The 12,172-nt window shown below is 38.5% G+C and carries 9 protein-coding genes and 1 pseudogene; all 10 read right to left on the bottom strand.

Annotated features, from left to right (window positions below; all coding sequences use genetic code 11):
• Positions 1-258 precede the first annotated feature (258 nt).
• Positions 259-1,388: pseudogene (locus GJS40_RS09565) on the bottom strand (IS3 family transposase).
• Positions 1,389-1,567: 179 nt separating this feature from the next.
• The gene (locus GJS40_RS09560) at positions 1,568-2,617 is read right to left on the bottom strand and encodes a threonine aldolase family protein (RefSeq protein WP_270897656.1); all 1,050 of its coding nucleotides are present in this window, start codon (positions 2,615-2,617) and stop codon (positions 1,568-1,570) included.
• On the bottom strand, positions 2,610-3,521 hold the full coding sequence (gene prpB, locus GJS40_RS09555; protein ID WP_270897655.1) for a methylisocitrate lyase: 912 nt from the start codon (positions 3,519-3,521) through the stop codon (positions 2,610-2,612). The genes GJS40_RS09560 and prpB overlap by 8 nt, the downstream gene beginning before the upstream one ends.
• An 11-nt stretch (positions 3,522-3,532) precedes the next feature.
• Positions 3,533-4,954, bottom strand: a complete 1,422-nt coding sequence (locus GJS40_RS09550) for a bifunctional 2-methylcitrate dehydratase/aconitate hydratase (protein WP_270897654.1) — start codon at positions 4,952-4,954, stop codon at positions 3,533-3,535.
• Between the two features lie 14 nt (positions 4,955-4,968).
• Complete coding sequence (locus GJS40_RS09545) at positions 4,969-6,351, bottom strand: SLC13 family permease (protein WP_270897653.1); 1,383 nt, start codon at positions 6,349-6,351, stop codon at positions 4,969-4,971.
• A gap of 29 nt (positions 6,352-6,380) precedes the next feature.
• Positions 6,381-7,871 carry a tripartite tricarboxylate transporter permease gene (locus GJS40_RS09540; RefSeq protein ID WP_270897652.1) on the bottom strand — a complete coding sequence of 497 codons (1,491 nt, stop codon included), beginning with the start codon at positions 7,869-7,871 and terminating at the stop codon, positions 6,381-6,383.
• A 12-nt stretch (positions 7,872-7,883) separates the two neighbouring features.
• A complete protein-coding gene (locus GJS40_RS09535; RefSeq protein WP_270897651.1) occupies positions 7,884-8,342 on the bottom strand; it encodes a tripartite tricarboxylate transporter TctB family protein in 459 nt (152 codons plus the stop codon).
• A gap of 75 nt (positions 8,343-8,417) precedes the next feature.
• Positions 8,418-9,485, bottom strand: coding sequence for a tripartite tricarboxylate transporter substrate binding protein (locus GJS40_RS09530; RefSeq protein WP_270897650.1), 1,068 nt, complete (start codon positions 9,483-9,485; stop codon positions 8,418-8,420).
• Between the two features lie 162 nt (positions 9,486-9,647).
• Complete coding sequence (locus GJS40_RS09525) at positions 9,648-10,355, bottom strand: response regulator (RefSeq protein WP_270897649.1); 708 nt, start codon at positions 10,353-10,355, stop codon at positions 9,648-9,650.
• Positions 10,356-10,361: 6 nt separating this feature from the next.
• Positions 10,362-11,951, bottom strand: a complete 1,590-nt coding sequence (locus GJS40_RS09520) for an ATP-binding protein (protein WP_270897648.1) — start codon at positions 11,949-11,951, stop codon at positions 10,362-10,364.
• Positions 11,952-12,172 lie beyond the last annotated feature (221 nt).

The following is a 12,172-nucleotide window of genomic DNA, read 5'->3' as shown; positions in this document are numbered from 1 at the left end:
CACCATTAATTGATTAGACACCAATAACGGTAGGGTATTTTGAGAGGGCTGGCAAGCCTTTTCTTTTTGTGCAACCTTCTAACATTTTGGTTGCAATACTCTTAACTTTTATTTTGCACTAAACACCTGTGCACTTAATTTCATATTCCTATTATTTTTTTACATCTTTTAGTTACCGCGCTTCGCTTGCTGCCCTGCATGTATTGTGACGTTCTAAAAACCAAGAACATCACAATACATGCAGGTTATTAAAAGACTTCAGATTGCAGATGATTTAGCTTTTTGTTCGCGTTTATATTCGGCGGGTGTGCGATAGTTTAATGAACCGTGAATTCTGATATTATTGAACCAATTTACGTAATCAAAAAGTGCAAGTTCAAGCGCTTCTTGGCAAGGGAAATTAGCATCGTTGACGAATTCTGTTTTAATGGTTTTAAACATTGCTTCAGCAACCGCATTATCATAAGGGTTTCCTTTTTCACTAAGGGATCGCTCAATGTCGAATGCTTCAAGCGCATCATCGATAAGTTGATTTTTAAACTCACTACCTCGATCAGTATGAAATAACTCAAGCTGATTTAGATTGTATGGAACTGATGCAAAGGCACGTTGAACTAAAGCAGCAGTTTTTTGTGGACCAGAACTGTAGCCAATAATTTCACGATTATATAAGTCTACTAAAACACAGATATAGTGCCATTTATGACCAACACGGACATACGTTAAATCACTTACAACTACCTTTAATTCCTTATCCTGATTGAATTCTCGATTCAGTACATTTCCAATTTCAGATTCATTTACTTTTAATTTTGTGGGTTTAAACTGAGCCACTGTATACTTAGATACAAGCCCTTGTTCTTTCATAATTCGACCAATGCGGCGGCGTGAAACTTGCCAACCAAGTTTTTGCAACTCTACTTTTATTTTTCTTTGACCATAAATATTGCGACTATTTTTAAATATTTCAACAACTAATTTCGTGAGTTCTTTTTCCTGGTTATCACGTTCCTTCGCTTCATAATAATACGTACTTCTTGGAATTTGCAGGACGTCGCACATTGCTGATACAGAGTATTTGTGAGCGTTATTTCGAATCACATCTACCTTCGTCCCATTATCAGCGCGGCTTGCTTTAAAATATCATTTTCCATCGCAAGCCTTTGGTTTTCTTTTCTGAGTTTAAGTAACTCCTCTTGTTCGGGTGTTCGATTGTCCTTTTCTTCAAATGAACCAGTGGCTTTATGTTGGCGAACCTATTTATCAAAAGCAGATGGTGTTAGATCGTATTCTTTAATTATCTCACCTCTAGGCTTACCAGATGCATGAAGCCCGACAATTTGTTCTTTGAATTCTTTTGTAAACGTTCTTCTTTTTCTTTTAGTCATCATTGATTCTCCTCCGACATACGTTGAATCAAGTTTATATGACCTTAATGAATCTGTCCAACTAAGTGTAACCTATCCAGAGTAAAATAAAAATGGATAAAGTCACCTGTCGATGACTTTACCCACTAATTTTTGTACGTTTCAACTATTTAGTTATCCAAAATCAATCAGAGAATGTTTTACTCAAATCCACATTCCGCAATATACCCATTTAATATTTCTGCTGCTTTTAAAATTTGTTCCTCATGAATATCAGCATAAACCGTTAAACGGATAACGTGTTCGCCAACTGCTTTTATCCTTAGCCCCCGTTTAAATAAATCCTTCTCAACTTGCACTGCTCTTTTACGACTCTTCGAAAAATCCATGTTGATGATATTCGTTTGAACCGCCCGTTTGTCCACGGTTACGAATTGATTTAATTTTAACGATTCAACGAGTATGCGGGTTTTTCGATGATCTTCCCGTAATCTCTCTTCATAATCTTTTAATGCCTCAATCCCTGCAACTGCAAGAATACCAGATTGCCTCATATTACCTCCGAGAAGCTTGCGAACACCTCTTGCGGTTTTTATAAACTCCAAGTCTCCGCATATGACAGAACCAACAGGTGCACCAAGTCCTTTTGATAAACAAAAGGTCAGCGAATGAACGGGTTTGCATAATTCTTCCAAGGTAACATTTAGCGATATCGCTGCGTTAAAAATTCTTGCACCGTCGACGAATATCGGAATACCTTTCGTATTTGCAAGTACACTGATTCTTTGGATGACATCAACAGGAATACAAGTACCCCCGTAGTAATTGTGTGTGTTTTCTAAACAAATAACTTTGATATCCTCTGAATCTATCTTCTGCTTTATACTATGGACATCAGGGATTCCGTAATCGTCTTCTTCATAGAAAACCGGAACAAAGCCAAACAGCTCTTCCATAAACGGAGCCTTCTCACTGCGGAATAGATGACTTTTGCGGCTTAATAGGACTTGATCTCCTCTATTACAATAAACCATTAAGTTCACGTAATTAGCCATCGTTCCACTATTACAAAATAAAGCAGCTTCTTTTTCAGTAAGTTGGCTGGCCATGGCTTCCAGCTTTCTCACTGTCGGGTCTTCGCCAAAACCGTCAGCATCTGTTCTGCCGTCATCACCGACTTCAGCTTCAACCATGGCCGCGCGCATTTTTTCCGTTGGTTGGGTGAGGGTGTCACTTCTTAGATCAATCATAATAGTCTTGAACAGATGTTTTTGCTATTCGATTATCTAAGTCTTCGTAATCGTAGTATTTAATCGTGTCATAAAGTTCTTTTCGGGATTGCATATCTTGAAGTCGATCTTTCTGTGTTCCCTTATGCATAATATCATTAAATACCCGCTCATAAGCTTTTGCGGCAACCCGTAAAGAAGTGACAGGATAGATCACGATCTCATATCCAAATTCTTCAAACTCTTCTGCTGTATAATAAGGAGTCTTACCAAACTCGGTCATATTCGCAAGTAACGGTGCGTCCACTTTTTCCCTGAAATGTACAAAGTCTTCTGCAGAGGTTAAAGCTTCTGTAAAGATGATATCAGCTCCGGCTTCGACATACTCTTGTGCCCGGAGAATAGCAGAGTCAACACCTTCGACACTTACCGCATCGGTTCTTGCTACGACGACTAAAGTTGGAGCCACCTCTTTTATTGCTTTAATTTTTTGTACCATTTCTTCAGTCGAGACTATCTGTTTCCCGTCTAAATGACCACATTTTTTCGGTAGTTTCTGGTCTTCGATTTGAACGGCAGCAACTCTCTTCTCATACATCTCTAGTGCTGTACGAATCGTATTTAAAACTCCTCCAAATCCGGTATCAATGTCCACTAAAAGAGGAAGGTTCGTCGCACGGATAAGCTCTTCAGCTCTATCAGCAAGTTCATTGGAATTCATAATCCCTAAGTCTGGGAGCCCTTTACTTGCTGTGAAGGCTGCACCTGATAAATATAACGCCTCAAAACCAGCTTGCTTGGCAATAAGGGCTGCCATGCCGTCGTGGGCACCAGGAACTTTTACAATTTTTTCGTCTTGAACGAGTTTCATGAATTGATTGGCTAGTTCTTCTTGGGTCGATTGTTTCTCGATAAACCAACTCACAGAATCATCTCCTATATAACCATCATTTCCATAAAATCATGGACAGGTAGTGTTTTTAAGGTTTCTAGATTAGTAGAAACTTCATAGATCTCTTTCACTTGTTTCTCTGGGAAACGAGTTTCTAAGTTTGCAAGGAACTTTTCTTCCAACTTCGGAATAGCTTCCTCTCTTCTGAAACGGTGACCGAGTGGATATTGTCTCTCTACTTTTTCAGTTGCAGTCCCATCTTTAAAGAATACTTGGACAGCATTGGCGATGGAACGTTTCTCCGGATCGAGGTAATCTTTCGAATACTGTTTATCCTCGACGACGACCATTTTTTCCCGAAGTTCGTCAATGAGCGGATTTGCTGCTGCTTCATCTTCGTAGTGATCAGCAACAATGTCGCCATAAATTAATCCGATCGCTGTAATATATTGTAGACAGTGATCTCGGTCAGCCGGATTATGGAGTGGTCCGGTTTTATCAATGATCCGAATAGCTGATTCATGGGTTGTGATTTCAATCCTTTCGATTTCGTCCAATCTTTCCTTTACTTCTGGATGTAGATTGACGGCACATTCGGCTGCTGTTTGCCCGTGGAATTCAGCCGGATAAGATACTTTGAATAAAATATTTTCCATAACGTAAGACTCGAGTGGACGAGCGAGTGTTAATTCTTTTCCATTAAATAACACATCTTGGAAACCGTATGTTGGCGCAGATAATGCAGTCGCATATCCCATTTCTCCTTTTAGCGCCATGAGTGCAAGTCTTACCCCTCGACTTGTCGCATCACCGGCTGCCCAAGATTTTCTTGATCCCGTATTCGGGAATTGACGATATGTACGGAGGCTTGAATTATCGATCCATGCATTGGAAACCGCATTAATGATTTCTTGTTTTGTTCCTCCGAGCATGCCTGTTACAACTGCGGTAGTCGCGACTTTCACAAACAATACATGGTCGAGACCTACTCGGTTCAAACTATTTTCCAATGCCAAGACACCTTGAATTTCGTGGGCTTTTACCATTGCGACTAAAACATCTTCCATCGTCAACGGGTCTTTCCCTTCAGCGATATTTTTTCGGCTAATATAATCAGCTGCTGCGAGGATTCCACCTAAGTTATCAGAAGGATGTCCCCATTCTTGGGCAAGCCATGTATCGTTATAATCCAACCAGCGGATCATCGTTCCGATATTGAACGCAGCTTGTACAGGATCCAATTCAAATTGTGTACCAGGGACTCGACTACCGTTTGGTACCTTTGTTCCCGGCACAATCGGTCCTAAAAGTTTTGTACATTCTGGATAACGTAAAGCTAAAAATCCACAGCCTAACGTGTCAATCAGGACGTTTTTCGCTGTTTCCATTGCTTCTTTGCTTTCAATCTTTCCATCCACGACGTAATCTGCAATTTCAACGAGTAACTTATCTGTTTGTTGTGTCATACTTACATTCTCCTTTACCAATAATATAATGCTGATAATATTGAAATTACGATAAAGACTAAACTAAATGTAATACCAATCGTGTACTGTTCTCTCTTTGTCAAAATATTTGTTTGAAAGGCGAGATATGTTGTCGTCGTATGAATAGGAAGGACTAACATACTCGCGACGATTAATATAATTAGAAAAGCTAATGGAAATTCTGGGATTTCCAACAAGTCAGCATAAGACATGACAATTGGAAAAATGACGACGAGAGCTGCAGACGGTACGATAAATAAAAACCGTAAGAGAAAAACGATGATACCTATAATGATGAACTTTAATGTCATTCCAATGTCAGTCGGTACAAACATGATTAATGAATTCGCAATTGCCTCAGCTGTCCCGTTTTTCATGAGCATCGCTCCGAGAGAAAAGGAAGCGCCTAACATTAAAAAGCTTTCCCAATCATAAGCTCGTACCATTTTATTCGTAACGAGTCCCATTTTCGGTAAGGCATATAAAGCAATGGCGAGCATCGGTGGCAATATTAGTGGAATTTTATCTTCGTCAGAGACAATCCACACGATAATCATGGCGAAGAAACTGATTAAAGTAATCCAAAATTTTGGAGACAGTTTTTCTTCCTCTTGATTCCACGTATTGATTGCTGCCTTTTTCTTGAAATCATTGTTTGGATATAATGCCTTCAAATAGTAGAAAATGATAAGAACCATGATTATCGAACCGATCCACAAGGGAGGACCGATGATTAAAATCCATTCTAGCCAACTCGGATTTGCGATCCCATAGTCTTTTACCAATTGATGAGCGAGAATAGGAAATCCTCCACCTGTAAAGATCACGATCGTGGCATTTTGGTTCACCATGCCGATTAAATAGATACTGTATTTATGAAAGACACTTTTTCGTTCATAGCCATAGTAATCATTAATACTTGTAATTAGAGGCAGCATAATTTTAAATCGAGCAACTGCCGATGGTAATAAAATCGGCATCGTCAAAACGATAATCGGTAAACTGATGATTAATTGTAAAGGACTGCCTTTACTGAAATTAACGAGCAGTTTTGCAAAAATCCGATCGACATTTACTTTCACCAATGCATTGCTAACAAGAGATAAGATAAAAATAAAATACAACGCAGGTGTTAAGAAACCAACGAAGGCTTCTTCCACTGAATCTGCTATGTTAAATACTAGTAATAAAGCAATGATTAGCAGGCTGCTTGCTGCTGTTGGGATAGGAGTAGCAATCCATAGATAGATTGCAAATAATAAAATGATCAGTGTCCATTGTTGCTCGCTCGTAAAATGAACAGAAACCGACATTCCATAACCAATTGCCGCGACGATGAAAACGACTAAAATGGTAAGTATCAAGTTTCTGTTCACGAAGATGTTCCTTAAAGCTTTAACCAATCTTAACTAACCTTTTTCTTCCGTAATTGTCCGTATAACGGAAATGCAAATGAAAGCAAAGAAAGAATCAATAATGCACAAGAGATTGGATTTGTAATGAAAATCGATAAGTCTCCATTTGAGATCGTTAATGATTGTCTGAATGATTGTTCAAGCATCCCACCGAGAATGAATGCTAGGATAAACGGGGGAGCCGGAAATGAGAACAACCTCATAATAAATCCAATCGCCCCAAATAAGAGCAACATATACAAATCAAATGTATTGAAACTTACGGCATAAACACCAATCATACTAAAGACAACAACAAGTGATATAAGCATTGGACGCGGAATCTTTAAGACTTTCGCGAAATAAGGAATTAAAGGTAAGTTTAAGATAAGTAGGAATACGTTTCCGATATACATACTCGCAATGACTCCCCAGAAAATTTCCGGGCGCTCCGTCATTAACATCGGTCCGGGCTGTACTCCCATAACTAAAAATGCACCTAACATGACTGCTGTTGTTCCAGAACCAGGAATTCCTAAGCTTAGTAACGGAACGAAAGAACCACTTGTTGCAGCGTTATTTGCCGTTTCAGGAGCAGCGAGTCCTTTAACTGAACCTTTTCCGAATTCCTCAGGCTTTTTTGAAATTCTTTTCTCCGTAATATAGGCAATGAATGACGCGATCGTTGCTCCAGCACCTGGCAAAACACCGATAATAAAACCTAAAAGTGATTGCCGGGACATTGGCCCTGACATTTCCTTAAAATCCTGTTTTGAAAGTCGTAAGCTTCCTATATTATGAAAATTTTTCATGGTATTATCTTTACGATTCAAAACTAATGTACAAACTTCTGCTATCGCAAATAAACCAAGGGCAATAACTAAAAAATCAATCCCATCAAGTAAGTTGATGCTGCCAAATGTAAATCTTTGTGTTCCTGTTTGCGCATCAATTCCAATCGTTACAACCATGAAGCCAGCAACGGCAGAAATTAATGCTTTAATTGTCGACCCTTCAGACAAGCTGGCAATCGCCGTAAATCCTAAAACCATTAATGCAAAGTAAGCAGGAGGGCCGAAGGATATCGCTACACTGGATAGAGCAGGAGCTAATAGCATAAGTAAAACAACACTGACCGTTCCTCCGACGAAAGAAGCGATAGCCACAATGGCAAGTGCTTTCCCAGCTTTCCCTTGCTGTGCCATCGGATAACCATCAAATGCAGTTGCAACCGTACCTGAAACACCAGGTGCATTTAATAGAATAGAAGAGGTCGAACCTCCAAAAATTGCACCATAGTACACCCCTGCCATCATAATTAGCGCAACACTCGGTTCCATTCCAAAGGTCATCGGAATCATAATCGCAATTGCACTTATCGGACCTAATCCAGGTAACATTCCAATAATTGTTCCTACAAAAACCCCTATTAAGACAAAAAGAATTGCTTCAAAACTAAACGCCGTCTGAAAACCTGTGATAATCCCTTCTAGTGATCCCATTTATTCCTCTCCTTAAAAAGGCAAGATCCCGCTCGGTAAATTCATTTTCAGAAGTTCTGTAAACATCAAATATAAACTGACTGGAAGTAGGATAGATACAAGTGCATTCGCTATGTGATTCTTGTAACCGAGAAACCAAGAACAAAAATAGATAAATAAAGCGGTTACTAAAACAAAGCCTAAAATTTCTAAGAACATAATATACAATAGGATAAATCCACCTACTCCAAACAACATGCCGATTTCTTTTTTCGGTATGTTTCGTTTTGCCTTTTGTTCATCTGTCTCATCGTTTTTTGTAAAGAACAAAAGGACAGCAAGGAAAATCAATAAATAGCCTAGTACTTTTGGTATTAGGTCTGCGTCAACAATTACATAAGGGAAAGATGGCATCTTATAGGCAAAGATTAAATAAAAGATGGCAATAAGTAATAGCACTAGACTTACTCTCTGATTGACTGTTTTTAACATATACTCACTCCCTTGATTGCTCATTAATATGTAAAGCATGAAGTCGATGAATGAACATCGACTTCATTGCCAAAGTTAATTGCCCAGACCTAATTCATCCATTAACTCAGCGAGAACTTCTTTTTGTTCGTCTAAGAACTTACTATACTCTTCGCTGTTCATGTAGAATTCATCCCAGCCAAATTGACTACGAATTTCAGCAAAGGCATCTGAGTCACTTAACTCTTTGAACTTAGTTTCATAATATGCTACAGCTTCTGGTGGCATGTTTGGAGGTCCAAAGAAACCTCTCCAGTTTACAAACGTTTCGTCGATTCCTTGTTCTTTAACCGTTGGGAAGTCCTCTAGAACTTCGCCTTCTAATCTTTCTTCAGAGGTGATACCAAGAACTTTAATGTTTCCAGCTCTTACTTGTTCAACGGTTTCAGCTACCCCTGTAGAGTATACGTCAACACTACCGTTAAGTAATTGAGTCATACCTCCACCATCTTGAGCGGACACGTAACGGATCTTTGTAATATCGACACCTGCAGCTTTAGCAATTTGCACAAACTGCATATGGTCCATACTTCCTGGAGATGAGGCACCGACTACTGTGATACTTTCTGGATCTTCTTTCATATCCTCAAACAGTTCAGTAATACTATCCCATTTTGCATCTGCTCTTACTGCAAAGGCAGCGTAATCAGCAATGATATTTGCAAGCGGTGTGAAGTCCTCATGTCCATATTCTGATTGTCCGTTTAATGGGACGAAAATAATTGGTGGGGAAGATACGAATATCTTATATGGATTCCCTTCAAAACCAGCTACATGGGCCCATGCTTCTGCTCCACCGCCACCTTCCATGTTGACGACACCAATCGGTTGATCGATAATTCCTTCTTCAGAGAAGACTTGGGCAGCCATCCTGGCCGTTGTATCCCAACCGCCACCAGCCCCGGCAGGAGCAATAAATTCAATTGCTTCTTCAGGTTCCCAATCGGATGCAGTTTCTGAACTCTCTGATTCAGTAGCATCTGAACTTTCTGTTTCTGTAGCTTCAGCATCTGCTTCTACTGCTTCGTCGTCTGCACCATTATCCCCACAAGCAGCTAGGATGAGTGCAAGTAGAACAACTAGTGCTAATAGATACTTTTTCATCTGTTTGACCTCCCATTATTTATTTTTTATTAAGTATCAGATAATTCTTTCAATTCAATTTAATACAACCAATCAAAAATGTAAACGTTTCCAATTTAAAAAACAATTAGTTTATTAATTTCATTTTGTTCATATTGTTCACGAGAAAAAAGGTGAGACCGATTAAGTCTCACCTACATGAACTTTGAAATATATTCTTTCAGGTCTGCCAATCGTTCCATATTGCAAGTCGGCAGTAACTTCTCCTTCTGAAATCAGAAATTCCAAATACCTTCGTGCTGTTGTTCTAGAGGCACCGATTTTTTCACCTAATTTTTCTGCTGTAATTCCTTCTGTCGTATCTTCCATGATTTCTTTTACTTTTTCTAATGTTAATGGATCGATCCCTTTTGGCGTATCCTTGATGTTTCTAGAATTTTTGTCATCGCTAGTGTCAAAACCGAAATAGCTGTCAAGGAATTTCTGTTCAACGACATGTTTCTTTTTTAATGTTCTTACAAAATCAATGTATCTTTCAATCGTCTCTAAAAGTCTCTCTTTAATGACAGGTTTAATCATGTAATCGAATATGCCGCTACGGAGCAATCGTTCTACGATATGGGTTTCAGAAGCTGCTGAAATAATGACAAAATCAATGTTTTTCTTCAATTTCCTCAGTTTTTTCAATAGGTTTTCTCCAGAAATGTCAGGTAAATATAAATCGAGTAATACAAGGTCCACATCATGTTGTTTAGCAATTTCTAAGGCTTCTTTTCCGGTCAAAGCTTTACTGATTACAGTAATGCCATCCAGTTCTTCAAGAAATTTTTCATGGATTTCTGCGATACGATAATCATCTTCAACGATTAATACTTTTATCAAAATGGTCACCGTCCTTTATACTGAGATTGCTGTTCTTTTTGGGATGAATACGGAAAAATTAACGCCACCTGTGGATTGATTTTTTACGATAATGTCGCCTTGTAATTCTCGTAATGTTTCGTTTATAATCGCAAGACCGTAACCCCTGCCTTCTTTTTCTTTCGTTGAAAAACCTCTTTTGAAAATATCTTTCATCATATGTTCAGGAATACAGTCACCGTTATTAGAAACTTCAATGACGAGATCATTCCCTAAGTCTGTCGCAGAAAAGATAACGGTTCCATTTTTCAAGCCTTGTACTGCTTCGATTGCATTATCGATTAAGTTGCCGATAATCGACACTAACTGTTCCGGCTTAATATGTTCTGGAACTTTATCTAAATAACAATCTTCATCGATGGTCAACGTGATTTTATTTTCTGAAGCAAGTCCAAGTTTTCCTAAGAGAATGGCTTGAATCGTAGGGTCTTTAATTTGCTCAAATAAGATTTTATTTTGATTTTTTGTTATCTCTGATTCTTTTTGAATGATTTCTATTGCTTCTGTGTAGTTTCCTAACTGTAATAAGCCTGATATGACATATAATTTATTTGTATATTCATGGGTTTGGGCACGTAAGTCTTCCGAATACTTCCTCACCTCCGATAACGTATTGACGAGTTCCTTCAGTTCGGTTTTGTCACGAAAACTTACAACAAATCCTGCAACTTCATCTGCTTCTTTAATGATTGTCGTATTTACGATAACGACTCGGTTATTCACGATAATTTCTTTGTTTTTGTAATTTTTCATATCTATAAAAATACTTTTACTATCAATCTCTGGAAATATTTGTTCCACCGTTAAATCCTTTTCAGAATCTATACCTGTCAGTTTCTTTGCGGAGTTGTTAATCAACGTCAATTTGCCATCACCGTCGAATGCAATAATCCCTTCACGTATCGAGGATAAGATGGCATCCCTTTCTCTAAACATATTAGAGATCTCATAAGGCTCAAATCCCATCGTATCTTTCCTTATATTTCTAGTAAGAAAAATACCTCCTATGACCCCGAACATCAGGACCCCTAATGAGACCAAACTAATTTTTAACAATCGGTTATAGATGATTGTTTTAATATCGTCTAACATAAATCCGACAGAAACAATCCCGATGATTTCGTTATCGATACCAAAAATCGGAGCTTTTCCTCTTAGAGAGGGGCCAAGACTACCCGTTGCCTCTGAAATGTATGATTTACCTTCGATCAAAGCTAAATCATTATCTCCGCCTACCATTTTTTGACCAATTTTTTTAGGATCTGAATGGGAGTACCGAATACTATCTTTATTTCCTACGACAACAAATTCTGCGCCAATTTGCCTTCTTATTTCTTCGGCTTTCGGCTGGATGATGATGTGAGGTTCATCGGTATAAAATGCGTTAATGATCGTCGGTAAACGGGATACAATGTTTGCCGTTTCCAATGCTCTTTGTCCGATTTCTTCCTTTGTATCTTTATATTCAAAGTAGGAAAATATCCCGCCTAACATGACGGTAATCGATACGACTAAAAGAATCACCAATAGAAGAATCTTTGATTGTAAAGAAAGCCTAGCCTTCATGATCAACCCTCCGCAAACGTACTGGTGGAAATTTCTGATAATACTTATTATATTAACATATTTTTTAATAAAAAGAATTGGGGTAACTAAATTGGTCTGAGTCAACCATTTGTGGGCAACTTTTTGTGAACCCCAATAATTGTAAGCGGATTCACTCTTGCTGGGTACTCCTTTGAAGTGCTATTAATCTCTTTTTAAAAGCCTCTCAATCCTTTGAGCGC

It is taken from the genome of Aliibacillus thermotolerans, assembly GCF_027853235.1.
Lineage (GTDB): Bacteria > Bacillota > Bacilli > Bacillales > Marinococcaceae > Aliibacillus > Aliibacillus thermotolerans.
This window is presented reverse-complemented; position numbering and strand designations above follow the sequence as displayed.